This window comes from Ruegeria sp. YKSD179, assembly GCF_059612885.1.
The window spans coordinates 139,278-164,114 of sequence record NZ_JBXWRL010000003.1; the positions used below are offsets into that span (position 1 = coordinate 139,278).

Consider the following 24,837-nt stretch of genomic DNA (forward strand, 5'->3'; position numbering starts at 1 on the left):
TAAGTTATGACCTTGCCTTTCGAGGCCCTTATATATGTCGTGATTTTCGTGGGAGTCCTCCTCCTGGTCGAGGGTATTTATCTGGTCGCCTTTGGAAAATCGATCAGTCTGAACAGCCGCGTGAATCGGCGTTTGGACATGATAGACAAGGGCGCAGGCCGCGAAGAAGTGTTGGAACAGCTGCGCAAGGAAATGCAGCAGCATATGAAAACACAGAGTATTCCGCTCTATTCCCTACTGGCAGACAAAGCGCAAAAGGCCGCAATCGCGTTCAGCCCAAAACAACTGATCATGGTCATGGCATTGGTGTCCGGCCTTGCCTTTATGGCTCTTAGCATAGCTACGGCCTCTGAAACGGTTTTGCGCGCTGCACTATCCGGAGCGATCGGGATCGGCGCGGTTTATGCCTGGGTCAACCACAAAGCTAAGAAACGCACGAGTTTGATCGAAGAACAATTGCCCGATGCAGTCGAGCTGATGGTGCGTTCACTGCGTGTCGGCAACCCTTTTGTGTCTTCGATCCAAATCGTTGCGACAGAGGTCGAGGACCCATTAGCCACCGAATTCGGTGTGATTTCAGATGAAGTAGCTTACGGTAGAGACGTTGGCGAAGCATTGAAAGACATGGCCGAACGCCTAGGCATGCAGGACTTGCGATTCCTTGCAGTTGCGGTTTCGATCCAACAGCAGTCCGGCGGTAACCTCGCCGAGATTCTGGCGGGTTTGGCCAAGGTGATCCGAGCACGCTTCCGCCTATTCCGGCGCGTAAAGGCAATCACGGCCGAAGCTCAGTGGTCAGGAAAATTCCTATCCGGTTTTCCTGTGGCTTGTTTGGTGTTCATTTTAGTTAAAGACCCCAACTATTACGACACCGTTTTAGACGAACCGTACTTCATTCCGGCCTGTTTCTTTGTTGGCATAATGCTGACGCTGAACATCATCGTTATGAAAATTCTAACCAACATTAAGGTCTGAGGACACTGCCATGGAATTCCTGACCTTCGTCAACGAATTTTTGAAAGAAAACCTGGGTGAATTCGGCCCATTGATTCTGGTCGGTGTATTGGGACTGTTCATGGTCCTGATAACGATACCACTGATGCTGAATCAACCGGAAGATCCGCTGAAGAAATTGCAACGTTCGACGGCTCCGCCGAAAAAGAACAAAAAAGATAAAAAAGATCGGCTCAGAAATTCGGGCCAGAACGAACAGCTTGAAAAGTTTGCGACTTTTCTGGAACCTAAAAACCAAGAGGAATACTCTGCTGTCCAGCTGAAGTTGCGCCAGGCTGGTTACCAATCCAAGGATGCAGTTCGGTTTTTCCATTTTGCGCAGTTTGCACTTGGGATGGTTGGCATCATGGTTGGTGTGTTGTTGGTTACTGTTTTTGCTGGTGATCAGGAATTTGATTCCACCCAAATTGGCATTCGCTTGTTGGTGCCCGGAGCAATCGGGTACTTTATCCCAAAGTACTGGATCACTCGCCGTGTTGCCGAGCGTCAGGAAGCGATTACTGCAGGTTTCCCAGATACATTAGACCTGATGCTGGTCTGCGTTGAAGCTGGCCAATCGCTGGATCAGGCTATTGTCCGAGTGGCGGCGGAAATGAAGGCATCTTACCCCGAAATCGCCACAGAATTCGAAGTTGTGGCGTACGAAATGAAGGCCGGTAAAGAAAAGGACGTTGTGCTTCGCGATTTCGCAACTCGCTGCGGTGTCCAAGACGTTAGTGCGTTTGTGACTGTGATGATCCAATCGGCAACATTCGGTACATCTATAGCCGAAGCTTTGCGGGTTTACGCTGATGAAATGCGCGATAAACGGGTGATGCGTGCTGAAGAGGCCGCTAACAAGTTGCCAACTAAAATGACACTTGCCACTATGATGCTGACGGTTCCTCCGCTTCTGCTCATCCTAGTCGGCCCATCGGCCAAAGGCATTATGGAATTCGGAAGAGGTAACGGGCCGGGTGTCGGCGGATAACCTGATGGATTCAGTGTTTCGCAGAGCCCGCAAAGGGCTTTGCAAAATTTTTAAAGCCACCGCGGTTCTAGCCATGGTGGCTTCTTGCACAGAAACGGGTCTGTCTGACGATCCGTTTGCACCGGGCGTGGATCCTGACGGAGCGTCGGTTAATGAAGTCACGGTTGGAAATCGACTGATGACTGCAGGCGAATACGAATTGGCTCTTGAGGCTTTTACGCGCGCAGCTTTGCAAGAAGGCATGACTTCAGAGATTCTAACATCGTTGGGAACGGCGAATCTCGGACTGCGGCGCGTTGGTCAGGCAGGGCCTTTGCTGCGTCGAGCTGTCAAAGAAGACCCGGAATGGCCTGTAGCATGGAACAACCTGGGTGTTTATCTCATGGAATCTGGAGAATATGCAGAGGCAGCTCAGGTATTCCGGCGCGCTTACGCATTGGACGATGGCGAAAGTGACGCAATCCGCGACAATCTGCGGTTAGCACTCGCAAAAATGGAAAATCCTGCTAATAATGACACTCAAGAACAAGAATTTGAACTGGAAAGGCGCGGCGACGGAGAATTCGTTTTGCGCAAAATCCAGTAAACGAGGTTAAGAGCAGTAAAGGACGCAAAAATGCGCCAACCCTTTTTGATTCCGACTGTCATAATGTTTGGACTGGTTCTATCCGCCTGCGCCAAAGAATCCGAAGAAGAAAAAGTAGAACGCACCTTTCAGGAAGTCAACGTCATCGACGAAACAAACCTGAACGACGTATTGCTTACCGCTGCCGATCCCAACGAAGCGGTCACCTATTTCCAAGGTGCAGCACTAAAAAATCCCGACCGGATTGACTTGCAACGCGGACTCGCAATCAGCCTGACGAGGGCCAAGCGCAGCACAGAGGCTGCAGCAGCGTGGAAACGTGTCACTGAAATGAGCGGTGCCAATAACGCTGACCGGGTTGAATACGCTGACGCCTTGGTCCGCAGCGGAAATTGGGACAAAGCCAAAGCCACACTGGATAAAATTCCCCCGACTTACGAGACGTTTCAGCGTTACCGTCTTGAGGCCTTGGTCGCAGATTCCAGAAATGACTGGAAAAGCGCGGACCATTATTATGAAACTGCCGTTGGCCTGACCACCCGCCCCGCGAGTGTTATGAACAATTGGGGCTACTCCAAAATGACCCGCGGACAATATGCCGAAGCAGAGCGATTGTTTGCCGAAGCCATTCAACAGGACAAAACTCTGTTCACGGCGAAAAACAACCTGGTTCTAGCGCGTAGCGCGCAAGGAAACTATGGGATGCCGGTCGTGCCGATGACCCAGATCGAGCGGGCCCGGCTGCTGAACACGATGGGTATTTCGGCGGTGAAACAGGGTGATATCAATACGGCCAAAAATCTGTTCCGTGAAGCGATCGCAACGCATCCACAGCATTTCGACGAAGCCGTCAGATCATTGCGCGCGTTAGAGGACGCCTAGTACATGACGATTCCTGCGTCGGCGGCCGCTTGGTTTTTACCTTTTGTGCTGCCGATATGCGTTTACGTTGCGTTCACCGACATGCGTGAGATGCGCATCAAGAACCATGCGGTTGCAGCCTTAGCAATCGTTTTTGTCATTATTGGTTTACTTGCGTTGCGGCCATGGTCAGCAGGGTGGTCCACCGGCAGCGTCGGGCCACTGTCCTTGTCCTTGCCCGTTTATGCCTGGCAGCTTCTTCACATACCTTTTGTTCTGCTTGTGGGCATCGTGCTCAACGCTGCAGGTGCCATGGGTGCAGGTGATGCCAAGTTCTGCGCGGCCGCTTCCGCCTTTATATGGACTGCGGATTTTATGATTGTAATGGTCATTCTTATGTCAACCACGCTTGGTGCGGTTGCATCACATCGGTTGGCAAAATATACCCCGTTGCGCCAGATTGCGCCCCATTGGGAAAGCTGGGATCGAGGGAAACAATTCCCGATGGGGTTAGCGCTTGCTGGTTCTCTTATCATGTATTTGATATTGGGCATTATTTACGGCTCGTAAACAATCTTCTGTACGCCACGCCTGTGCCTTGGTACTGCCACAAATCTTGGTCAAATTTTTGCAAGCGGCCCGGTATCGGGCATTTGTCGTGACAAGTAGATAAACGAGCAACGCTGATGAATATGCAGACCAATTCCGTTATTGCCCCGCCTGCCCCTAAGGGCTTGGGTGAAATGCGCCTTCCGCTGGTGATGATGCGAGATATTCTTCTTAAAACAATTTTCCGCAAGAACGTTGACACGGTAACGGAAGTCGCCCAGGCGATCTGTTTACCAAGTTCTGTTACGCAGGAGTTAATTGATATTGCGCGCGAACAAAAACTGCTTGAGGCGACAGGAACTCTTAATGCCAACAGCGGCAATGAAATGGGGTACCAACTAACGGATGCCGGGAAAGCGCGCGCTCTGGATGCTCTAAGTCAGTCGGAATATTTTGGTGCCATGCCTGTGCCGCTGGAGGTCTACAGCGAGCAGGTTAAACGCCAGTCCATTCGCAACATTCAGGTTACTCGCGACCAATTGACTGGGGCGATGGGCCATCTGGTGTTGCCTGACAGCCTTTTGGACCATCTGGGTCCAGCAGTCAGTGCCGGCCGTTCGATACTGATGTATGGTCCCCCGGGTAACGGTAAGTCCTCGATTTCTAACGGCATCAGAGATGCGCTGGGGGATAACGTCTACGTCCCGCGCGCTATCGAATATGCTGGTCAGGTGATTACTGTCTATGACCCGATTGTGCACACGGCGATCGAACAAGAGGCTGATGATCCAAACAGCCTGCGCCGCCGAAAGCGATTTGATACCCGCTACGTGCAATGTGAGCGCCCGACTGTTGTGACTGGTGGTGAATTGTCACTCAATATGCTGGACTTGGTCTATAATCCTACGGCGCGAACCTATCAGGCTCCGCTTCAGCTCAAATCTACAGGCGGTATATTTATTGTTGACGACCTTGGTCGTCAGGCGGAACCACCTCAGGCACTTATCAACCGATGGATTGTTCCATTGGAAGAAAGCAAAGACATCCTTGGTCTACAATCTGGTGAAAAGTTTGAAGTTCCCTTTGACACGTTGGTGATCTTTTCGACCAACTTTCACCCGAACGAGATTTTCGACCAAGCTGCTCTGCGCCGGATCTTCTTCAAAATCAAAATCGACGGCCCAAATCAGGAAAACTTCCTGAAAATCTTTGCAATGGTCGCCCGAAAACGCGGCATGCCATTGGACGAGGCGGCGCTGGTGCATCTGTTAAAAGTAAAATATCCGACGATCAACAACATCTACGCCAACTACCAACCGATCTTTTTAATCGATCAGATGATTTCAATCTGCGAATTCGAAGGCATACCTTATCAGATGAGCCCCGATCTGATCGATCGAGCTTGGGCGAATATGTTTGTTAAAGAAGAACAAATCGTTCACTAAAGACGTCTTTCCCATACCAATTTGTATCAGGGTGGGTAATCTGCGAACATGACGCAGATTCCCGCCCTGATAACAAATTGGTTTACATCGAAAAACTGGTCCATCCATCCGCATCAGCAAGAGATGTTCGACCGGGCACGCGACCCTGCAACTCTGCTGATAGCACCGACGGGCGGTGGAAAGACCATGGCCGGTTTTTTGCCTTCGCTGGCGGAATTAGCCGATGGTTTCCATGGCGGCTTGCACACGATCTATGTCTCGCCTCTCAAGGCCTTGGCATCAGACATCCGTCGCAATCTACGTGTCCCCGTTGGTGAAATCGGATTACCCATCAGGATCGAAGACAGGACAGGCGACACCTCGGCCACACAAAAGAAAAGGCAACGCGCTGACCCGCCGCATATCCTTCTGACGACTCCTGAAAGCCTGGCACTTCTGACATCTTACGAGGATGCGCCCCGCATGTTTGACGGTGTGCAAAGGGTGATCGTGGACGAAATCCACGCGTTGGAAGAAAGCAAACGCGGCGACCAGTTAATGTTGGCATTGGCACGCCTTCAAAGCCTCTGCCCAGGTTTGCGTCGTGTCGGACTATCGGCAACGGTCGAGGACCCCGACGCCATCGCTCGTTTTTTGGCACGACACCCAGATCCGTGTCGCATCATTCAGGCCGACCCCGGCCCAGATCCCGACATTTCAATGCTGCAAACTCACGAGAAGCCACCGTGGTCTGGCGGTGGTGCTGCCTATGCGATTCCGGCTGTTCTGGATCAGATCAAAAGACACAAGACGACTTTGATATTCCACAACACACGCGCCCAAGCTGAAATTTTTTTCCATAATCTGTGGCTTGCCAATGATGATGCCTTGCCGATCGGAGTCCATCACGGAAGTCTGGACCGACAACAGCGCGAACGGGTCGAAGCAGCAATGGTACGGGGCGACCTTCGAGCAATCGTCTGTACAGGTAGTTTAGATCTCGGCATTGACTGGGGCGATGTTGATCTGGTGATCCAGATAGGAGCTCCGAAAAATGTCAAACGGCTGGTGCAACGAATTGGTCGCGCCAATCACCGCTACAATGCACCTTCTAAAGCCCTGCTTGTACCAGCCAACCGGTTCGAAGTGGTCGAATGCGTTGCCGCACTCGAAGCAGTGAAGGCACATGACTTGGATGGGGAACCGCGCGGTTCCGGCCCACGAGATGTCTTGTGCCAGCATATTCTAATAGCCGCAGCTGCTGGGCCTTTTGATCCCGACGCGCTGTATGACGAAATGACGACAGCCGGACCTTTCGCTGAATTAACCCGCAACGCATTTGACGCTTGTCTGAATTTCTGCGCAACAGGGGGGTATGCCCTACGTGCTTATGACCGCTGGCAACGGCTGCAGCAACGGCCCGATGGTTTTTGGCAATTGCGCGACCCGCGCGCGGCGCAACGGATCCGAATGAACCTGGGTACAATTCAAGATACTGACACGCTCAAAGTTCGATTGAAGCGAAATCGGGGCGGAAAGCCATTAGGTGAGGTGGAAGAAGCGTTCGCCGCTTCGTTAACTCCCGGGGATACATTTTTGATCGGCGGACAGATTGTCCGTTACGAGGGGCTGCGGGAAATGGTCGTCGAAGTCAGCCGTCGAGCTGATCGAAAACCCAAGATCGCAACATTTTCTGGCACGAAATTTGCCACCTCGACCCAATTGAGCGACCGGATCTTGCGAATGTTTGCGCAACAGGAATGGCCTCAATTGCCACAACACACCGCCGAATGGTTAGCGCTGCAGCGCGATATTTCACGTTTACCGCAGAGAGACCGACTACTGATTGAAAGCTTTCCATGCGACGGGCGGGAACATCTTTGTGTCTACGGATTTGCGGGTCGGAATGCGCAGCAGACGCTTGGCTTGTTAATGACCAAACGGATGGAGGAGACAGGCCTAGCGCCTTTGGGTTTTGTGGCGACGGACTACGCAACGTTGATTTGGGGTTTAGATGCAGTGACCGACCCCCGCCCTCTTTTCGATCCGAGTGCTTTGAGAGATGGCTTGGAGAATTGGCTGGCTGGCAACGCCGTGATGAAGCGCACCTTTGGCGCGTCTGCCACGATTGCTGGCCTCATAGAACGGAACACAGGCGGCCAGCGAAAAAGCGGTCGTCAAGCAACATTTTCCTCTGACATACTTTACGACACGCTCATGCGACACGACCCTGACCATTTATTAATGCAAATCACACGTGAAGAAGCAATGCGCGGGTTGGTCGATTTTGGACGTATTGAGGAAATGCTTTCCCGTATAGACGGACGGATCGATATGTTGCGGCTGGACCGTGTTTCACCGCTTGCCGCGCCGCTTTTCCTGGAGGTTGGGAAAATTCCAGTTAAGGGAGAGGCCGAAGAACGCCTGTTGGCGGAGGAAAGCGCACGCCTGCTTCAGGAGGCAGGTTTGAATACCTTGTGATCTCCTCTTGCAACAACATCGAAAAGCCGCGAAAAGAACGTATCATGAACGCGCTGGAATTTGAATTTTCAGGACAAAGGTTGGCAGCCTTGGGCAGTGGCGCCTTGTGGTGGCCCGATCAGAAATTGCTGTGCGTGTCTGACATGCACCTAGGTAAATCTGAAAGAGTTGCGCGGCGCAGCGGTCAAATTCTGCCGCCCTACGAGGGCCGCGATACCCTGTCCCGACTGGCAACAGATTTGGAACTTAGCAGGGCGACTACAGTAGTCTGCCTGGGCGACAGTTTCGATGACTTGGAAGCATCCGATGCATTTGTCTCAACTGATCGCCTTCAACTTATTTCATTACAAGCCGGGCGTCACTGGATTTGGATCGAAGGAAATCACGACCCCGGTCCTGTCGAACTGGGCGGTACCCACTTGGTGGAATGGTCATGTGGGCCACTGAAATTCCGTCATATTGCTCAGCCGGGGGAGGTGGGTGAAGTGTCCGGACATTACCATCCAAAGGCTCGTTTGAGGGCTAAAGGGCGCACAGTCACTCGTCCGGCGTTTCTGGTCGATTACGCCCGATTGATCCTGCCAGCCTACGGTACTTACACAGGCGGTTTGCACTGTTCAGATACAGCTTTGGCAGATGTCATGGCGGCGGATGCGCGCGCTATTCTGACCGGCGCGCAACCATATATTTTGCCAATGCCGAGATAATCAGGTCTCAGATTAATCCAGCCTTTTCAGCTGGGGAGCAAATCCTGACAGATTCTTTGCCTTAAAATTCAAACAGTCTTCGCAGCGGCCAACCGAGAAGCCCCTTACAGCTAAAATGGCTCCACAAAGAAGAAGTCAATACACGGCAAAAGGGTCGAAAAACGAACGCGCTCTTAGACCCTTTTTGAACTGTAGTGTGACGCTTAGCGCCGAATATTCCGAACGAATTATGCCGTAAGCCCTTCGGGTTCGGGCAAGCCATTAGCGCGGCAACAAGCGGTCAGATTGTTGGCCAGAAGGCATGCAATCGTCATTGGTCCAACACCGCCCGGCACAGGAGTGATCGCCCCTGCCCGTTCAACTGCGCTTGCGTAATCTACATCACCAACCAACTTGTTCTTACCATCGCGTTCAATCCGGTTGATCCCAACGTCAATTACCGTTGCTCCCTCTTTGATCCAATCGCCAGGAACCATCTCGGGGCGGCCCACAGCGGCGACGACAATATCGGCGCGACGCACCACGTCAGGCAGGTCCTTAGTGCGGCTATGCGCGATTGTGACGGTGCAACTATCCCCAAGAAGCAATTGAGCCATCGGTTTACCGACAATATTCGATCGACCGATTACAACCGCATCCATGCCGGACAGTGACCCATGATAATCACGCAGCATCATCAAACATCCCAATGGCGTACAAGGTACCATCGATTTCTGTCCGGTGCCCAAAAGCCCCACATTGGAAATATGGAACCCGTCAACATCCTTGGCCGGATCAATTGAGTTGATCACAAGATCTTCGTTTAAATGCTTTGGAAGGGGAAGCTGAACCAGAATTCCGTGTACCGCGGGATCCTTGTTCAATTTGTCGATCAGTGTCAGCAAATCCTCTTCGGAGGTATCGGCATCCAACTTATGCTCGTACGAGTGCATCCCCACTTCGACGGTTTGCTTGCCCTTTGACCGTACATAAACTTGGCTTGCCGGGTCTTCGCCTACCAGAACGACGGCTAATCCTGGGATAATACCGTTTTCCTCTTTCAGCCTGGCAACCTGGTCGGCAACCTGTGCGCGCACTCTAGCCGCAAAGGCCTTGCCATCGATAACCTGTGCTACCATCCTAAGTTTCCTTTCTTCAAAAACGATAGGGCGCAGTCGCTCCCGCCTGCTCTGTTATTGCCTAACGCAAGTTCCTCACGTGCGATCGACCGGTCAATCAAAATGCGCCAAAGCTTCTCGGCCAAATCTGGATCCTTCCCCAAATCTTCGGAACCCGCACGCACACACTGCTCCACTTCCTCTACCCGGTCCGGAACTCGTTCCGGTAAACCTAATGCCGGTTTTTACTCGAACGTGCTGTCGATGTAACTTATGCGCTTCGTCAACATCTCGATCAATTGGCGGTCAAGTTTGCGGAACTGCCTCTGCAGATCACGCAGGAAATAATAATCGCGCAGCGGTTTCCGAGAGTGCGTCAAAATCTCCTCGTGGCCCAAGTTTTTTGGACCACGAGATTTACTTTTCGGCGGCCTAGAACAGGCCTTCGATCTCACCTGCTTCATTGAGGCAGATGGTTTCGGCTGCCGGTTTGCGTGGCAACCCGGGCATAGTCATGATCTCGCCGCAGACTACAACGATAAATCCGGCACCCGCGCTCAGGCGAACCTCGCGCACCGGAACCGAATGGCCGGTTGGCGCGCCACGTAACGTGGGATCAGTCGAGAAGCTGTACTGGGTCTTAGCCATGCACACCGGCAAGTTGCCATATCCGGCCTCTTCCCATTCACGCAGTTGGTTGCGGATCTTGTTATCGGCCAGCACCTCGTCGGCTCGGTATATGCGCTTGGCGATGGTTTCGACTTTTTCGAACAGCGGCATGTCATCGGGATAGATCGGCGAAAAGTTGGCGCTACCGCCTTCGACAATCTCGACAACCTTTTCAGCCAGCGGCGCGGAGCCTTCAGAGCCCAGCTCCCAGTGGCGCGACAGAACCGCCTCGACCCCATGTTCACCACAATACTCGCTGACAGCCTGCACCTCGGCATCGGTGTCGGTTACGAAGTGGTTGATGGCAACCACAACAGGCACGCCAAAGGATTTTACGTTCTCGATGTGGCGGCCAAGGTTGGCACAACCCGATTTTACCGCATCGACGTTCTCGGCACCCAGATCGGCCTTGGCCACGCCTCCATTCATCTTCATCGCGCGCACGGTCGCGACAAGCACCACAGCGGATGGTGCAATGCCAGCCTTGCGACACTTGATGTTCATGAATTTCTCGGCACCTAGATCGGCGCCGAAGCCCGCTTCGGTTACCACATAGTCCGCCACTTTCAGTGCGGTCTTAGTAGCGATGACCGAGTTACAACCGTGCGCTATGTTGGCGAACGGGCCGCCGTGGACAAACGCAGGGTTGTTTTCCAGTGTCTGGACAAGGTTGGGCTGCATCGCGTCTTTCAAAAGAACAGTCATCGCGCCTTCGGCTTTGATGTCGCGGCAGTAGACTGGCGTTCTGTCGCGACGATAGGCAACAATGATGTCACCCAGTCGCTTTTCCAGATCTTTCAAGTCAGTCGCCAGGCATAGAATTGCCATGACCTCGGACGCCACAGTGATGTCGAAACCGGCTTCGCGCGGGAAACCGTTCGAGACGCCGCCCAATGAAGCAGTAATTTGACGCAGCGCACGATCGTTCATGTCTACAACTCGACGCCAAGCAACCCGACGAGTGTCGATTTCGCATTCATTGCCCCAGTAGATGTGATTGTCGATCATCGCCGACAACAGAGAGTGGGCCGAAGTGATTGCGTGAAAATCCCCGGTAAAGTGCAGGTTCATTTCCTCCATTGGAACAACCTGCGCATAACCGCCGCCAGCAGCGCCGCCCTTCATACCGAAGTTCGGGCCAAGCGACGCCTCGCGGATGCAGATCATCGCATTCTTGCCGATACGGTTCAGACCGTCGCCAAGCCCCACGGTTGTGGTGGTTTTGCCTTCACCAGCTGGGGTCGGGTTGATCGCCGTCACAAGGATCAACTTGCCGTCCTGTCGGTCCTGCACCGAGTTGATGAAGTCCTGGCTGACTTTTGCTTTGTCATGGCCATAGGGCAGCAGATCGTCGCTGGAAATGCCCAGCTTGGCACCGATTTCCTGAATCGGCTTCTTGTTCGCCTCGCGAGCGATTTCGATGTCGGATTTATAGCTCATCGGCCAGAGTCCCTGATTGAATTCCGTGCAATACCAACGCAAAGCGTCGGCGCTGCTCAATCCATACAATTGTGTACACTGGCAATAGATATGGATTCCGACATAATCAGGCCACGAAGCGGCGTGGCACGGCTTAGCCTGGCTACAATCGGAAACTCTCGCCCTCTAAGGCGCCCAATTTCGTTGGTCTGGCACAAACAGCCGCATCTTATCGCCCATCTTCGCAATTCCAGGCCTTTCGACCCAAGCTGTAACACCTCGTCGCCCCTTGGCCGCCGGTTTGAAAGCAGCACCGTAACCGGGCAAGTCAGCTTCGATTTCCCGGCCGGGAAGGACGCAAGGCCGATTTTCCATATCTATCGTTATCGTCAATCCTCCCTCGATCTGTAGGCGGGACGATGGCGGAACGTGCGTAAAATCAGGTATTCCGCGCAATACGATACTTGCGCCTAAGAAGGTCGGGTCCAGCCTGTCCAAGCCGATTTCCGTGGCAATCGCATCTATTTCCTCGGCCGACAACACCGAAAGCTGTCGAACATTTCGGATTTCCGTTCCTCGCGGATACAGGTTTTTGACCCTTACGCAGGAAGGACGGTTATTTCCTTCGTGTCGTGCCCCGCGATCACCTGAAAAATCCAGATCCAAGCTGTCTACGGCTTCGGCTCGCAAAGACTCTCCGGCCGGAACATGCCCAAGCCAAACGATTTCGGCCAAGAATTCCGTTTCACGCAATACTGGCATAGACGCACCATTTTGTTCAGGAAGTCGATTGAATTTAGGTCACTAGCGGCGACAGAAAAAGACCCGGGAAATTCCCGGGTCTAAAGCGTCACGTTGAAGGTTCAGGCTCCATCCCACCCTCGGGCGGAGTCTTCTTTGACTTGGTCTTTGGAATGGCGGTGACGCTTGGTGCGTTGCCCTCATCCGGGCTGTCACCCTCGTCATCGCTGTCACTGGGTGACTCACCATTCATCACACGCTTGATCTCATCTCCAGTCAGAGTTTCGTACTCCAACAAGCCCTGCGCCAAACGCTCCCATTCCTCGTTTCTTTCGGTAAGGATACCGTGCGCGCGCTCATAACCCTGCTGGATAAGACGCTTAACCTCTTCCTCGATCAACTCTTTGGTATGGGCTGATACCGAGAAACCCGCTGTATTGCCTGAGTAACCTTCGTGAGCCTCTGCATAATCGATATTGCCGACCTTGTCGCTCATACCCCAGCGCATAACCATGGCGCGAGCTAATTGGCTGGCCTGCATAATATCGCCCGCTGGCCCGTTGGAAACGTGATCTTCGCCGTAGCGTATGACTTCGGCAGCTTTACCCGCCATCGTCATTGCCAGCTTTTGCTCACACTCATCGCGGTGGTAATTTAGTTGATCCATCTCTGGCAAGCTGACGACCATACCCAGCGCTCCTCCTCGCGGGATGATCGTCGCTTTGTAAACCGGATCGCATAACGGCAGGGTCATACCCACGACCGCGTGGCCAGCCTCATGATATGCCGTTTTCTCTTTCTGATCCTGGGTAAGCACCATCGATCGGCGCTCGGCCCCCATCATCACCTTGTCTTTGGCGTTCTCAAAGTCTTCCATCGTCACAAAGCGACGGCCAACTCGCGCGGCCATCAGAGCAGCCTCGTTAACAAGGTTTGCCAAATCAGCGCCTGAAAAGCCCGGCGTGCCTCTTGCGATAATGCGTAAATCTACGTCCGGTCCCAAAGGTGTCTTACGAGCATGTACGCCCAAGATCTTCTCACGGCCTTTAATGTCGGGATTACCAACGGTCACGTTACGGTCAAATCGACCTGGACGCAGCAAGGCAGGGTCCAGAACATCTTTGCGGTTGGTAGCCGCAAGGATGATCACGCCCTCGTTGGCTTCGAAGCCGTCCATCTCAACCAACAATTGGTTAAGCGTTTGTTCGCGTTCGTCGTTGCCCCCGCCATATCCAGCACCACGATGCCGACCAACAGCGTCAATCTCGTCGATGAAGACAATGCATGGCGCGTTCTTCTTAGCTTGTTCGAACATGTCGCGTACGCGGGATGCACCGACACCTACGAACATTTCAACAAAGTCCGACCCCGAGATGGTGAAAAACGGGACTCCAGCTTCACCAGCAATAGCGCGGGCCAGCAAAGTCTTGCCTGTGCCCGGAGGCCCAACAAGCAGCGCGCCCTTGGGAATCTTGCCACCAAGGCGCGAGAACTTCTGCGGATTTCGCAGGAACTCGACAATCTCTTCCAGTTCTTCCTTGGCTTCGTCGATGCCAGCAACGTCATCGAAAGTCACGCGACCGTGCTTTTCCGTCAGCATTTTAGCCTTGGACTTGCCAAAACCCATCGCGCCGCCTTTGCCACCGCCTTGCATCCGGTTCATGAAATATACCCAGACGCCAATCAGCAACAGGAACGGCAGCAGAGTTATAAGAAACGACTGAAACCCGGATTGCTGCTGTTTTTCGGCCCGAACAGGGATGTTCTTGTCGATCAGCAGTTTCGTCACCTCGGCGTCAGTGGGTTTGATGGTTACATAGTCACGGTTATCGCTTGTGCGATAACGGATCTGTTCACCATCCAGTGTCACATTGGTGACATCTCCTGAATCTACAGCACTGACGAATTCGGAATAGGTTCTTTCATTATTCTGAAGCGTGCCACCTGACCCACTGAACAAATTGAACAGTGCAAGGATCAACAAGAACAGGACGACCCAGAAGGCGATGTTACGAGCGTTGCCCAAGGAAATTCTCCCAAAAGATTTCGGCGGATGGGGACCTGCCGAGGTTGCTCTATAAAATAGAGATGATTCAGGCAGGTTCAATGAGATAAAATTGATGAATAAAACTCTGGCCTGTTAGCTGCCATTTGAATGTGCCATCCGCTTGCATGGCCAGCCAGCGGTGCAGACAAGATAGTGTCGCCGGACCATACCGCCGGAGACGACAGCAAAGTAGCTTTTGGCCTTCCTAGGTCCCGCCAATTTTCCAACTGTGCAACGCCTTCTTCGCCCAAAGCGCGAATTTCCGCTCCGGCATCTTGGGGGCCGGTTACAATCCAGCGGTTGTCCCAGAGGTCACCGGGGTCTGCGACTTGGTCCCTGACAGCCCTTAGCTCTCTGCTAATCCACATTTTTTTGCCTTCCGGGGTCAGCAAGCATCCGCCCAAAGTTGCTGATTTTCCAGCTGAGATTGCTTTCATCGTCTGATCGATGGCGGTTTGGCGCGGAGGGTACCCCTGACCTGCAATCCAACCAACAGCGGCAACAATAATCCGCCGGCGAATTTCGCCGGGCAGCGACTGAAAGTCATCTTGGTCCAGGCACAGAACCCCATCTATCTCGTGCACCACTTTTCGTGCCGAATCTTGTGTGTATTGTTGCAGCGCTTCTCGGGCGCGCGCTAAATTCTCTGCCACACGTGTCAACGTTTCCGCAGTCAATCCAATCTGATCAAGTTGGGTAAGTGCTTCTCGAACCTTAATACGATCAAAACGTGGATCTTGATTCGAGGGGTCATCGATCCAATCGATACCTTCGGTGTTCAAATAATCTCGCAGTTGCGTCCGGGTAACCGACAATAAAGGACGTAATATATCGATATCGCCTTCGCGGCGAACGGCGGCCATCGCCGACAATCCCGACACGCCAGCAGCACGAGCCAATCTCATCAGAACTGTTTCGGCCTGATCATCCGCAGTATGGCCCAATGCGATCGCCCCAAGCCCTCTTTCTTGCGCCCATTGCAACAGCAATCCGTATCGTGCACGCCGAGCTTGATCTTGCAGATTTCCGCTACCGTCCCAGCGCTGCCACTTTAAGATAGTATGTGGAACGCCCCATCGCTGTGCAAATTCCCCCACCAATGCAGCTTCGTCGGCAGATTCCTTTCGGAGACCGTGGTCTACGGTGGCAGCAAAGAGTTCGATCCCCTTAGTTGGCGCAATTTTAGACAAAAGACGCAAAAGCGCGGTTGAGTCACTTCCGCCCGACACCGCCACCCCTATTCGGTGAGGCAGCGGATCAGGCAACAAAGCCTCAATCTTTTCAAGAAGGTTTTGGGCGTTCGCGGTCAAGAACACCCCAGCGATGCCATTTCCCGTGTTGCCGATGCGGCCGGAGCTGATGCCGGAAAACGCACTCCGACCTCGCCCAATGTAATGCAAGCCTGATCAATCTGTCCGAGCCGGCCAAGTGCTGCTCCTAGTTCAAACAAGGCCTCTGGCGCCAGTGGTCCTTCGGAATCGCCGGTAAAACTTGCCAGAAACGCTCGCGCAGCCTCACGGGTATCGCCCAAATTTTCCAGCGCCTGACCGCGTCTCAGGTTGGCTTCCGACGCAAAGGGGCTGCCGGGATATGCCAAATCGAACTGAGAAAACAAATCCACAGCTGTATTGTAATCTCCGTTAGCTAACGCCTGCGCCGCTGCGTCGAAATCTGCCTGCTCGCCTACAGCCAGCTCGCCTTGCTCTGTTTCTGGTTTCGTTGTGACAGGCTGTGCCGCGACGACCGTGCCGTGATTGTCACCACCTAAAGTGGTTGTTTCACCTAATGTGCTCAGGTCTCCGCCTTCCAGTTCTACAAGCCGAAACTCAAGGTCGCCTATCCTGTTGGTGCCATCGGTAACAATGCTTTGGACACGTTGGTTCAGCTGTTCAGTTTGCCGGGTCAGGCGCTGCAACTCCGCTTCAATCGCATCCACCCGCTCAAGCACCGAGTCTCCGGACAGGTTTGGGGATGGCGAGCCTGTTGTCGAGAACTCGCGCTTGAGGCGTTGAAGCTCGACATGCAGCACGGTCAGCTCCTGACGAATATCCGCCAGTGTTTGCTGATCTTGTGCCTGTGCCACACCTGCGACGGCCACAACCGCCGCCACAACCAAACCCGCAAGTCGCATCATTTTACCCCGTGGTTGAACCCGTCAGCACCGTAACTGCGCGGCGGTTCTTGGAATAGCATTCCTCAATACTGCAAATCTCGATCGGACGCTCTTTGCCATAACTGACCGTTTCCAAGCGATTGCCTGCGACACCACGCGAGATCAAAAACTCTCTGGCTGCATTGGCCCGACGAGCGCCAAGGGCTAAGTTGTATTCGCGCGTTCCCTGTTCATCCGCATGGCCTTCGATCGTCGCTACAAAGTCGGTATTGGCCAATAACCAATCCGCCTGGCCTTGAAGAACTGTCTGAGCAGCCGGTGTCAAAGTAGACTGATCCACTTCGAATAATACCCGGTCACCAACCGTTTGCTGGAAGTAGGCAGGTGAACGCGGATCGCTTGGCGAACCCGGCACCAACGCACCGTTGCCGCCCTGCCCGGCGCCAAACGCAGAGGGATCATTGTTTGTACATGCGGCCATAAGGGCAATCATGCCCAGCGCCGCAGCTTTGCTCAAAAGGTTCATTTTAAGTGCCTCGTGTTCCGTATGTTTATTATCATATGTTTAGCACAGCCCAGGCTTGTTGTGAACGTCACTCGGACAGGCCCGCGATCAATTCTGCAGTGGTCCCCAAGATGGATCACTACCCCCGTCCGGTGTCCGCACAGGCCGAAGGTTCCGCCCAGAGATATCGACGGAATACAGCGTCGATCTTCCGCTCGCCCCCTGTGTTTCACGGGTAAACATGATGACCCGTCCGTTAGGAGACCACGTGGGCCCCTCGTCCAAAAATGATGCGGTCAGCAGTCTCTCTTCACTGCCGTCTGTACGCATTACGCCAATGTGAAAACGTCCCTTGTTCTGCTTGGTAAACGCAATCAGATCGCCGCGAGGAGACCAGACCGGCGTACCATATCGCCCTTGTCCAAAACTGATCCGAGTGGCCTCGCCACCATTGGCAGGCATTATGTAAAGCTGCGGCGTGCCTGAACGATCACTTTCGAAAACGATCCTCGATCCGTCCGGCGAATAGCTGGGGGCAGTTTCGATCGCTGGCGTGTTTGTCAACCTCACACTCTGACCCGAGGCCAAATCCATTTTCCACAAATCCGTATTTCCACCTTGGGTCAAGGAGTAGACGATGGATCTTCCGTCCGGCGAGAACCGCGGCGAGAAACTCATGGTGCCTTCCTGTGTGTTTAGTTCCTGCCGCTTTACCCGGCCTACGTCCAGAACGTAAATTCTCGGTTGGCCGGTCTCGTAGCTTGTGTACAGCAATTGTTCACCATTTGGCGAAAACCGAGGCGCCAGAACGATTGCCGCACTGTCCGTCAGGTACTGTACGTTCGCACCATCGTAATCCATTATCGCCAGTCGCTTTCGGCGCTGATCCTTAGGGCCGCTTTCCGATACAAATGCAACGCGACTGTCGAAATATGCCCCCTCGCCGGTGATCCGGCTATACACTTGGTCAGACACTTTGTGGGCCATTCTGCGCCAACCTTCGGTAGTTCCCGCAAATTGCAAGCCGTTCCCCAGCTCCTGTCCCGAGAACACGTCCCAAACCCGGAACCGCACCGTCAACCGATTGCCCGAAACATTTACTGCACCGGTTACCAGCGCTTCTGCATTAATTGCCTTCCAGTCGGCAAATTGAACTGGGGCATCAAAGCTGCTGACGCGGCTGATGAAAGCATCAGAAGAGATTTCCCGGAATAATCCCGTCCCTGTAAGGTCCGCGGCGACGACGCGCGAGATATCCGCAGCGTATTGAAATGCTGCAGGTCCGTCGGGGACGAAACTTGGCACAGCAAATGGTAAAGGTTCGATGATACCTTGGTCGAGTTCCAGACGCAGAGGCCCGCTTTGCGCATGAACCGGCGCCGACATTAGGGTCAGGCCAACAAAGAGACTGATCAGAAGTTTCATCATTTGATCCGCATCCTCTCGGGATTGAATGTGATCTCAATATCCTGCCATTGAGCGTATTTGTCTGCAGGCAAATCGTATCCTTTGGCCCCACAGCGCAGAATTGCCCGCCGCGCGGCCTCATATGCCTGTTTCGCAGCTCCGGAAGAACCGCCGGTGCTATCGAGCAGTTGCAAGCTGCCACCAACGACTTTTCCGTCGGGTGTCAAGGAAAAACCAACAACGACAACGACGTTCAGCGCATCTGTAGACAACGAACCGACATTCCAGCACCGTGAAACAGCCAGTCGCATTGCATCCTTTTCTCCGCTTGTAAGGGGCGGGCCGGACGGCTCAGCGTCGCTGTCTAATGCTTCGGCCAGTGCATCATTTATGGCTGTTTGATCGCTGGCAGACGGCTCGGTCGGTTCGGGGTCGGGCGTTTCCGCCACTTCGGGCTCTGTCGGAGGAGCCGGGCGGTTTGGTCGGACCCGCGGACGCGGAGACGTCTTGGGCGCAGGATCGTCAGCCTCTTCCGCCTCGGTTACTATTTCGGGCGCAGCTTCTTCAGGCGCGGTCTGATCCTGCTGTTCCTGTTGAATTTCTGCACCGTCATCTAATGATACAGGCGGAGTTTCGACGTCATCCGGCTTGGCTTCTGGCGGAGGAGGCGCAATCGGTTCCGGCGCAATCTTTTCAGCAGGGCTTGGCTGAGCTTCGGGTCCAGGCGGCACCGGCAACGCGACGGTTTCGGTATTCGGCTCTTCCAGCACCGGCGGTTGTTCGGTCACTTCAGGTTCGGAAGGAACTTCAACTGTTTCCGGTTCCGATTCCGCTTCGGGTTCCGAAGGAATGATCGGTTCTGGATTCGGTTGTTCCTCTGTCGTGGGCTCCGGAGTGTTTGTATCTTGTGAGGACGCATCTGGCTGTTCTAGATCAACGGGCGTTGTCGGCACCTCGGGCGCGTCCTTTTGCACAGTCATCGCCGCGAATTGTTCAGCTGATATAAGTGACACTTCCTGAACAGCCATTGGCAACGGTTCGGACCTAAACGTGCCACCGAACAATGCCCAGCTAATAAGGCTGACATGAGCAATCGCTGAAATCTTGGTGCCGGTATCCACCGCGCGACCTCACTCTTAACCGTCGTCCAGGGTTGGCCCACCGGTATCTGTTACCAAACCCACATTGGAAAAACCGCCCGCGTTCAACGCTCCCATTACTTCCATCACCTGAGCGTAGGGAATGGAACCATCAGCGCGCAGGAATACACGGTCACTGCTCCGTTCTGCCGCTATCGCGCGCAATTTGCCAATCAACTCGTCGCGCAATACATCGGTAGTTTGAATCTGCACCCGGCCATCAGCAGTCAGAGTCACCGTCAAGGGTTCTTCGTTATCGCCCGGCAAAGCGCTTGCAGCCGTCTTGGGAAGATCCACGGGCACACCAACAGTCAACAAAGGAGCGGCCACCATGAAGATGATCAGCAAAACCAACATTACGTCAACGAATGGTGTGACGTTGATTTCAGCCATTGGTTGCGCACGTCCGCGGCGCCGCCTGCGCCTGCGACCGTTACCGCCCGAGGGTTGCTGAACCGCCGCACCCATGTCAGCTGTCCAACTGTCTTGATAATATTGTCGCGAATTCGTCAGCAAAGGCTTCATAGCCGCCAACGATTCTGTCACTGTCTGCGCTCAGCTTGTTGTAAAAAATCACCGCCGGAATCGCAGCTAACAAGCCAAGACCAGTCGCAAGCAATGCCTCAGCAATACCAGGCGCCACGACAGCAAGATTGGTGTTTTGCTGCTCTGCAATTTCGATAAAGGCGTTCATGATTCCCCAGACAGTGCCAAAAAGCCCGATGAACGGCGCGGTGGAACCGACCGTCGCCAAAATCGACAGGCCTTTCTGCAGTGTTTCGGCCTCTTTGGCGATGGCCACATCCATTGATCGGTCGATTCTCGCTGTGGCCCCGGCAATCAAGCCCCCATCGGTGCGGTGCGACCTTCGCCATTCAATCATTCCCGCAGCGAATATCTTTTCAGAGCTGCCGTTGGGCTGGGTTCCAACTTGTTCGAAAAGTTCGTCCAGTGGGTTCCCCGACCAAAAGGATTCATCGAACACCTGCGCTTCTTTCCGGGCGGACCGATAGTTTATCAGCTTCTGTATGATAATTGCCCACGACCAGAATGACGCGACCACAAGGATCAGCATCACAAGTTTCACAATAAATGTTGCACGGGCAAATAGCCCCCACATGGAGAAGTCGATCTCCTGCGCCAGCGCCAGCGTTTCAGCTTCCATGAACCTGCTCTTTGTTTTGCCTGATAGCCATTTTCTTGGCCTTGTTTTGTCAGACGCTAACGCAGTTGGGTTCGAAATGCCAACACAACCACCACAAAGGTGTGTTTTATTACATTAATGCGCGAATCTCTGCCGGCAGCCGGATCGGTTTGCCGTCTTTGTTGATACAAACCGCTGTAACCGTAGCGCGAAACAGGTCGGTTTCATCACGCTTAACAACCTGCGCCATGGTCAAACGAACTCCGGACATTGATATGACTTTCGTCTCAACCTCCAAGACATCATCAAATTTCGCGGGGGCCAAATAGTCCGCCTCAATCCGCCGCACGACCCAGACCACCCCAGCGTCTCGCATAGCGTTCTGGTCATTTCCAAGCGCGCGAACATAGTCTGAACGCGCACGCTCAATGAACTTCAGATAATTCGCATGATAGACGACACCGCCCATGTCTGTGTCTTCGTAATACACTCGCACGGGAAAAGTATGGGTCATTGCGGCAGCTCCAAACGGGCAAAAAGGCGCAACGCATGAGATGGATCCTGCGCAGCCCCTGGCAAGACAGGATCATATGCAGCACGGATTATCGCCGCAATCTCAGGTCGCAGGATTGTTTTTTCGCCCGCTAATGCCAGCGGAGATTGGCTGCGAAAAGCACTATCCGACCAAAGAACAATTGTTTGTACAACCTGGCTCAATGCCAACGTCTCGGCTGGAACTTTTGACAATTCCTTATCCATTTTCAGGAAAATAAACGATGCACGAATGGCTCCGTCCTCATCAAACCGGAAAATGCGGTACTGATTGGCATCTGCGGCCAAAAGCCGTTCAACCAGAGGTGAAAGATCTGGGATCAGACGGTCAAGGTCGGGAACCTCCAGTAATTCTTGCCACTCCCGAAAAAAGAACACCATGCAGTTGGCACCCAGTTCAGGATCGGTCTCGGCCATCTTGTGCCCTGCCAGCGTCACAACAGCTTCGAAAGCGCCTTTTATTGTCCGCAGAGTTTCCTCTTCGACACCAAAAACAATAGGAACGATTGGTCGCCCCCAACGAGCGAACAAATACTCCCCACTTTCACGTGTAAACAGTTCTTCGATTTCGTCCGGGGTCACGCGTTGCCCTTCATCTTTCCAAAATTACTCTTGCGCCAACCAAATTCTAAATTGCTTCGGTCATCCGAACAGATCGTTTTGACTTTTGGGGGCCGACAAACCCAGATGTGTCCATGCCTTCTGAGCCAGCATGCGCCCTCTAGGCGTTCGTTGAATCAAACCCTGTTGTAACAAATACGGCTCAATCACTTCTTCCAACGAGTCCCGACTTTCTGAAAGCGCTGCTGACAGTGTTTCGATCCCCACAGGGCCACCTGCATAGTTTTCCGCGATCAAGTTCAGGTACCGCCTATCGGCACCATCAAGGCCCAAATTATCGACGCCAAGTCTGGTCAGTGAACTATCTGCCAGTTCGCGCGTAATGCGTCCGTCACCTTCAACAATGGCAAAGTCAACCACTCGACGTAGCAAACGCCCCGCAATCCGTGGCGTTCCACGCGAGCGGCGGGCAATCTCTCTCGCACCGTCTTCGTCTGCGGGTGCGCCTAATTTACGTGCGTTTCGCGTAACGATCTCGTGCAACTCGTCCACGGTGTAGAATTGAAGGCGCGTTGGGATACCGAAGCGGTCGCGCAGTGGCGTGGTTAACAACCCCATGCGTGTCGTTGCTCCGACCAGAGTAAAAGGCTGCAGTTCGATACGAACTGTACGCGCAGCCGGACCTTCTCCGATCACGAGATCCAGCTCGAAGTCTTCCATTGCAGGATAAAGAACCTCTTCCACCGCCGGATTCAGACGGTGAATTTCGTCGATGAACAGAACATCCCGCGACTCAAGATTGGTAAGGATCGCAGCAAGGTCCCCTGCCTTTGCTAGTACGGGTCCCGAAGTCATACGGAAATTCACACCCAATTCCCGCGCCATGATCTGCGCCAACGTTGTTTTGCCCAAGCCGGGCGGACCATGAAACAATGTATGGTCCATTGCTTCACCCCGTTGTCGTGCCGATTGAATGAAAATCCCCAAATTAGCCCGCGCTTCCACCTGTCCGATAAATTCGCCCAGACCCTGTGGGCGCAAGGCGCGATCATTGTCTTCGGGCAAAGGTTCCGGACGCAGGGCGGGATCGGCATCTACCATGTGTTCAGCCTTTCGGAGCCATCAGTTTCAACGCAGCCTTGATCAGTTCAGCCTCGCTCGCGTCCGGCACGTTGGCCGCCGCTTCAGCTACAGCCGACGCCGCATCCGACGGGCTATAACCCAGATTGGAAAGCGCAGATAACGCTCCGGCCGAAGCTGCAGCGGCATCCGAAGATGGCTTCACTGATGGCCTGGTTGATACCGGCGAAGGTTCGACAACATCCACGACGTCAATTTTCGGTCCATCCATCGCATCAGTTACCGTTGCCCCCATTGCCATGACACCCGGCGCTTTGTCCTTAAGATCCAGCACAATTCGCTGTGCCGTTTTAGGCCCGACGCCTTTGGCTGCCTTGACCGCACCCCAGTCACCCAACGCAATTGCCCGGCTCACTCCGTCCGGACCCAAAGCGCCTAAAATGGCTAGTGAAACCTTTGCTCCAACGCCCTGCACGGAACACAGCAACCGGTGCCATTCTTTCTCCATCAGCGACGGAAAACCATAAAGCTGCATCAGGTCTTCACGCACGACCATGTCAGTGTACAGTGCGACCGCCTCGCCCACCACAGGTAACGCGGCCATCGTTCTATCCGAGCAATAAACGATATAGCCTACACCGCGCACGTCGATCAGGATATGATCCGTTGCGCGATAATCCAGCCGACCCGCCAACTTGCCGATCATGCCCGCACCTCTTTGACTTGCACCTGTTGCGACTTTCCGTAATAGGCGTGACAGATTGCAATCGCCAGCGCGTCCGCCGCGTCCGCTCCCTTTGGACTGCAACCGGGCAGCTGCAACTTTACCATGTGCAACACTTGTTCCTTTTCCGCATGCCCAACACCGACGACGGTCTTTTTCACCCGGTTCGGCGCGTATTCTCCAATCTGTAGACCAGCTTGCGCCAATGTCAGCAAAGCAACGCCACGCGCCTGACCCAGTTTGAGCGTTCCAGCCCCATCTTTGTTTACAAACGTTTGCTCAATGGCAGCCTGATCCGGCCGATGTTCGGCGATCACTTCGACAATCTGGTTGTGCAGCGATAATAGCCGTTCTCCAAGATCGTCCCCATCTGATTTGCACAATCCATTGGCAACGTGACTCAGGCGGCTGCCATGCGATTCGATGACGCCCCATCCTAGGGTTCTAAGCCCTGGATCAATGCCCAGAATTCGCATGATTTGCCCCAGCCTGCTTGGGATTTTGTGATCTTTCTTACTGATTAGCACGAAGCGTGAACATTTTCCAAGAGAATTGAACAGACATCTAAAAACGACAAGCCTGTTCCGCGCACGACACGGCGACCAGTTTACGACAGCAGATATCCTGAAACCGACCAGTTTCTAAACTGAATTTAACCAATGATTTAAAGGCGTTTTAGGAATTTTGAGCATTGCAATAAATGCATACGACCCATGCAAAAAATGTTCTTGTACCATCCAATTTGCAGCACTAGATGCCGCTTGAAATACACGACCGAGCAAAAACGCAATCAAGAAGGAAACAGGATATGGCTGCACTGGATAACACCCGCATCGCCTCTGGCTCATTCGGCCTCGTTGGCCGTATCGGCGCATTTTTCGCATTGGCCGCTAACGCCGTTGTTGAATGGAATGACGCTCGCGTTACACGCAACGCGCTTAACGAATTAACTGACCGCGAACTGGATGATATCGGGTTGTGCCGGGGAGATATCGACGTGGTCGCCGAGGGCCGCCTCTGAGGTGTGAATTTTCGCAACCCAAAAGC

At 53.6% G+C, this 24,837-nt stretch carries 25 protein-coding genes and 1 pseudogene; 9 read left to right on the forward strand and 17 right to left on the reverse strand.

Features of this window, described 5'->3' with window-relative positions:
* Window positions 1-6: 6 nt before the first annotated feature.
* From AC2FNE_RS02510 to pdeM, 8 genes are all read left to right on the forward strand, one after another.
* The gene (locus AC2FNE_RS02510) at window positions 7-975 is read left to right on the forward strand and encodes a type II secretion system F family protein (protein ID WP_170473658.1); all 969 of its coding nucleotides are present in this window, start codon (window positions 7-9) and stop codon (window positions 973-975) included.
* A gap of 10 nt (window positions 976-985) precedes the next feature.
* On the forward strand, window positions 986-1,984 hold the full coding sequence (locus tag AC2FNE_RS02515) for a type II secretion system F family protein (protein ID WP_170473661.1): 999 nt from the start codon (window positions 986-988) through the stop codon (window positions 1,982-1,984).
* Between the two features lie 4 nt (window positions 1,985-1,988).
* Window positions 1,989-2,570, forward strand: coding sequence for a tetratricopeptide repeat protein (locus AC2FNE_RS02520; protein WP_496804717.1), 582 nt, complete (start codon window positions 1,989-1,991; stop codon window positions 2,568-2,570).
* A gap of 30 nt (window positions 2,571-2,600) precedes the next feature.
* Entirely contained in the window at window positions 2,601-3,452 is an 852-nt protein-coding gene (locus tag AC2FNE_RS02525; RefSeq protein WP_170473667.1) for a tetratricopeptide repeat protein, read from the forward strand.
* 3 nt (window positions 3,453-3,455) lie between these two features.
* Window positions 3,456-4,001, forward strand: coding sequence for a prepilin peptidase (locus AC2FNE_RS02530; protein WP_170604688.1), 546 nt, complete (start codon window positions 3,456-3,458; stop codon window positions 3,999-4,001).
* A 116-nt stretch (window positions 4,002-4,117) separates the two neighbouring features.
* Window positions 4,118-5,425, forward strand: a complete 1,308-nt coding sequence (locus AC2FNE_RS02535; protein WP_170473673.1) for a DUF8689 domain-containing protein — start codon at window positions 4,118-4,120, stop codon at window positions 5,423-5,425.
* Window positions 5,426-5,473: 48 nt separating this feature from the next.
* The gene (locus tag AC2FNE_RS02540; protein WP_496804718.1) at window positions 5,474-7,885 is read left to right on the forward strand and encodes a ligase-associated DNA damage response DEXH box helicase; all 2,412 of its coding nucleotides are present in this window, start codon (window positions 5,474-5,476) and stop codon (window positions 7,883-7,885) included.
* 44 nt (window positions 7,886-7,929) lie between these two features.
* On the forward strand, window positions 7,930-8,592 hold the full coding sequence (pdeM, locus tag AC2FNE_RS02545; protein ID WP_170473678.1) for a ligase-associated DNA damage response endonuclease PdeM: 663 nt from the start codon (window positions 7,930-7,932) through the stop codon (window positions 8,590-8,592).
* A 227-nt stretch (window positions 8,593-8,819) separates the two neighbouring features.
* Here the strand turns inward: pdeM and folD are convergent, their stop codons facing one another.
* The 17 genes and pseudogenes from folD to ruvC form a co-directional block, all read right to left on the reverse strand.
* On the reverse strand, window positions 8,820-9,710 hold the full coding sequence (gene folD / locus AC2FNE_RS02550; RefSeq protein ID WP_170604684.1) for a bifunctional methylenetetrahydrofolate dehydrogenase/methenyltetrahydrofolate cyclohydrolase FolD: 891 nt from the start codon (window positions 9,708-9,710) through the stop codon (window positions 8,820-8,822).
* Window positions 9,704-9,922, reverse strand: a pseudogene (locus AC2FNE_RS02555) (hypothetical protein); the annotation flags it as partial. The pseudogene AC2FNE_RS02555 and the gene folD, both read right to left, overlap by 7 nt.
* Window positions 9,923-10,121: 199 nt before the next feature.
* On the reverse strand, window positions 10,122-11,798 hold the full coding sequence (locus AC2FNE_RS02560; protein WP_170604682.1) for a formate--tetrahydrofolate ligase: 1,677 nt from the start codon (window positions 11,796-11,798) through the stop codon (window positions 10,122-10,124).
* A 165-nt stretch (window positions 11,799-11,963) separates the two neighbouring features.
* Window positions 11,964-12,539, reverse strand: coding sequence for an MOSC domain-containing protein (locus tag AC2FNE_RS02565; protein ID WP_170473687.1), 576 nt, complete (start codon window positions 12,537-12,539; stop codon window positions 11,964-11,966).
* A gap of 88 nt (window positions 12,540-12,627) precedes the next feature.
* On the reverse strand, window positions 12,628-14,544 hold the full coding sequence (ftsH, locus tag AC2FNE_RS02570) for an ATP-dependent zinc metalloprotease FtsH (protein ID WP_170473690.1): 1,917 nt from the start codon (window positions 14,542-14,544) through the stop codon (window positions 12,628-12,630).
* Window positions 14,545-14,621: 77 nt separating this feature from the next.
* Entirely contained in the window at window positions 14,622-15,875 is a 1,254-nt protein-coding gene (tilS, locus tag AC2FNE_RS02575) for a tRNA lysidine(34) synthetase TilS (RefSeq protein ID WP_496804719.1), read from the reverse strand.
* The gene (ybgF, locus tag AC2FNE_RS02580) at window positions 15,872-16,696 is read right to left on the reverse strand and encodes a tol-pal system protein YbgF (protein ID WP_170604882.1); all 825 of its coding nucleotides are present in this window, start codon (window positions 16,694-16,696) and stop codon (window positions 15,872-15,874) included. The genes tilS and ybgF overlap by 4 nt, the downstream gene beginning before the upstream one ends.
* Window positions 16,697-16,700: 4 nt before the next feature.
* Complete coding sequence (pal, locus tag AC2FNE_RS02585; protein ID WP_170604677.1) at window positions 16,701-17,204, reverse strand: peptidoglycan-associated lipoprotein Pal; 504 nt, start codon at window positions 17,202-17,204, stop codon at window positions 16,701-16,703.
* An 87-nt stretch (window positions 17,205-17,291) separates the two neighbouring features.
* Window positions 17,292-18,611, reverse strand: coding sequence for a Tol-Pal system beta propeller repeat protein TolB (gene tolB, locus AC2FNE_RS02590; RefSeq protein ID WP_496804720.1), 1,320 nt, complete (start codon window positions 18,609-18,611; stop codon window positions 17,292-17,294).
* A complete protein-coding gene (tolA, locus tag AC2FNE_RS02595) occupies window positions 18,608-19,711 on the reverse strand; it encodes a cell envelope integrity protein TolA (RefSeq protein ID WP_170604675.1) in 1,104 nt (367 codons plus the stop codon). Before tolA ends, tolB begins: the two co-directional genes overlap by 4 nt.
* Before the next feature lie 15 nt (window positions 19,712-19,726).
* Entirely contained in the window at window positions 19,727-20,197 is a 471-nt protein-coding gene (gene tolR, locus AC2FNE_RS02600; protein WP_496804721.1) for a protein TolR, read from the reverse strand.
* Between the two features lies 1 nt (window position 20,198).
* Window positions 20,199-20,894 (reverse strand): protein TolQ, encoded by a 696-nt coding sequence (gene tolQ, locus AC2FNE_RS02605; RefSeq protein WP_170604673.1) that lies wholly within the window; start codon window positions 20,892-20,894, stop codon window positions 20,199-20,201.
* A 109-nt stretch (window positions 20,895-21,003) separates the two neighbouring features.
* Window positions 21,004-21,387, reverse strand: coding sequence for a tol-pal system-associated acyl-CoA thioesterase (gene ybgC / locus AC2FNE_RS02610; protein ID WP_170473706.1), 384 nt, complete (start codon window positions 21,385-21,387; stop codon window positions 21,004-21,006).
* Window positions 21,384-22,007 (reverse strand): hypothetical protein, encoded by a 624-nt coding sequence (locus tag AC2FNE_RS02615; protein WP_170473708.1) that lies wholly within the window; start codon window positions 22,005-22,007, stop codon window positions 21,384-21,386. Before AC2FNE_RS02615 ends, ybgC begins: the two co-directional genes overlap by 4 nt.
* A 60-nt stretch (window positions 22,008-22,067) precedes the next feature.
* Window positions 22,068-23,087 (reverse strand): Holliday junction branch migration DNA helicase RuvB, encoded by a 1,020-nt coding sequence (gene ruvB, locus AC2FNE_RS02620; RefSeq protein ID WP_170604670.1) that lies wholly within the window; start codon window positions 23,085-23,087, stop codon window positions 22,068-22,070.
* A 4-nt stretch (window positions 23,088-23,091) separates the two neighbouring features.
* Window positions 23,092-23,772: a Holliday junction branch migration protein RuvA gene (gene ruvA, locus AC2FNE_RS02625; protein ID WP_170604668.1), complete on the reverse strand. Its 681-nt coding sequence runs from the start codon at window positions 23,770-23,772 to the stop codon at window positions 23,092-23,094.
* Window positions 23,769-24,266 carry a crossover junction endodeoxyribonuclease RuvC gene (ruvC, locus tag AC2FNE_RS02630; protein WP_170473713.1) on the reverse strand — a complete coding sequence of 166 codons (498 nt, stop codon included), beginning with the start codon at window positions 24,264-24,266 and terminating at the stop codon, window positions 23,769-23,771. The genes ruvA and ruvC overlap by 4 nt, the downstream gene beginning before the upstream one ends.
* A 332-nt stretch (window positions 24,267-24,598) precedes the next feature.
* Between ruvC and AC2FNE_RS02635 the strand changes: the two genes are divergently transcribed.
* Window positions 24,599-24,811 carry a DUF1127 domain-containing protein gene (locus tag AC2FNE_RS02635; RefSeq protein ID WP_170473714.1) on the forward strand — a complete coding sequence of 71 codons (213 nt, stop codon included), beginning with the start codon at window positions 24,599-24,601 and terminating at the stop codon, window positions 24,809-24,811.
* The last annotated feature ends 26 nt before the right edge of the window (window positions 24,812-24,837 follow it).

Excerpts from the sequence above, each read along its gene's own strand:
- AC2FNE_RS02520 (WP_496804717.1), top strand. The coding sequence starts at position 1,989 with ATGGATTCAGTGTTTCGCAGAGCCCGCAAAGGGCTTTGCAAAATTTTT.
- tolR (WP_496804721.1), bottom strand. The coding sequence starts at position 20,197 with ATGGGTGCGGCGGTTCAGCAACCCTCGGGCGGTAACGGTCGCAGGCGC.
- AC2FNE_RS02525 (WP_170473667.1), top strand. The coding sequence starts at position 2,601 with ATGCGCCAACCCTTTTTGATTCCGACTGTCATAATGTTTGGACTGGTT.
- pdeM (WP_170473678.1), top strand. The coding sequence starts at position 7,930 with ATGAACGCGCTGGAATTTGAATTTTCAGGACAAAGGTTGGCAGCCTTG.
- ruvB (WP_170604670.1), bottom strand. The coding sequence starts at position 23,087 with ATGGTAGATGCCGATCCCGCCCTGCGTCCGGAACCTTTGCCCGAAGAC.
- AC2FNE_RS02635 (WP_170473714.1), top strand. The coding sequence starts at position 24,599 with ATGGCTGCACTGGATAACACCCGCATCGCCTCTGGCTCATTCGGCCTC.
- ruvC (WP_170473713.1), bottom strand. The coding sequence starts at position 24,266 with ATGCGAATTCTGGGCATTGATCCAGGGCTTAGAACCCTAGGATGGGGC.
- ruvA (WP_170604668.1), bottom strand. The coding sequence starts at position 23,772 with ATGATCGGCAAGTTGGCGGGTCGGCTGGATTATCGCGCAACGGATCAT.
- pal (WP_170604677.1), bottom strand. The coding sequence starts at position 17,204 with ATGAACCTTTTGAGCAAAGCTGCGGCGCTGGGCATGATTGCCCTTATG.
- AC2FNE_RS02560 (WP_170604682.1), bottom strand. The coding sequence starts at position 11,798 with ATGAGCTATAAATCCGACATCGAAATCGCTCGCGAGGCGAACAAGAAG.
- tolQ (WP_170604673.1), bottom strand. The coding sequence starts at position 20,894 with ATGGAAGCTGAAACGCTGGCGCTGGCGCAGGAGATCGACTTCTCCATG.
- AC2FNE_RS02540 (WP_496804718.1), top strand. The coding sequence starts at position 5,474 with ATGACGCAGATTCCCGCCCTGATAACAAATTGGTTTACATCGAAAAAC.
- AC2FNE_RS02565 (WP_170473687.1), bottom strand. The coding sequence starts at position 12,539 with ATGCCAGTATTGCGTGAAACGGAATTCTTGGCCGAAATCGTTTGGCTT.
- AC2FNE_RS02515 (WP_170473661.1), top strand. The coding sequence starts at position 986 with ATGGAATTCCTGACCTTCGTCAACGAATTTTTGAAAGAAAACCTGGGT.
- AC2FNE_RS02535 (WP_170473673.1), top strand. The coding sequence starts at position 4,118 with ATGAATATGCAGACCAATTCCGTTATTGCCCCGCCTGCCCCTAAGGGC.
- ybgF (WP_170604882.1), bottom strand. The coding sequence starts at position 16,696 with ATGCGACTTGCGGGTTTGGTTGTGGCGGCGGTTGTGGCCGTCGCAGGT.
- AC2FNE_RS02530 (WP_170604688.1), top strand. The coding sequence starts at position 3,456 with ATGACGATTCCTGCGTCGGCGGCCGCTTGGTTTTTACCTTTTGTGCTG.
- ybgC (WP_170473706.1), bottom strand. The coding sequence starts at position 21,387 with ATGACCCATACTTTTCCCGTGCGAGTGTATTACGAAGACACAGACATG.
- AC2FNE_RS02510 (WP_170473658.1), top strand. The coding sequence starts at position 7 with ATGACCTTGCCTTTCGAGGCCCTTATATATGTCGTGATTTTCGTGGGA.
- folD (WP_170604684.1), bottom strand. The coding sequence starts at position 9,710 with ATGGTAGCACAGGTTATCGATGGCAAGGCCTTTGCGGCTAGAGTGCGC.
- tolB (WP_496804720.1), bottom strand. The coding sequence starts at position 18,611 with ATGATGAAACTTCTGATCAGTCTCTTTGTTGGCCTGACCCTAATGTCG.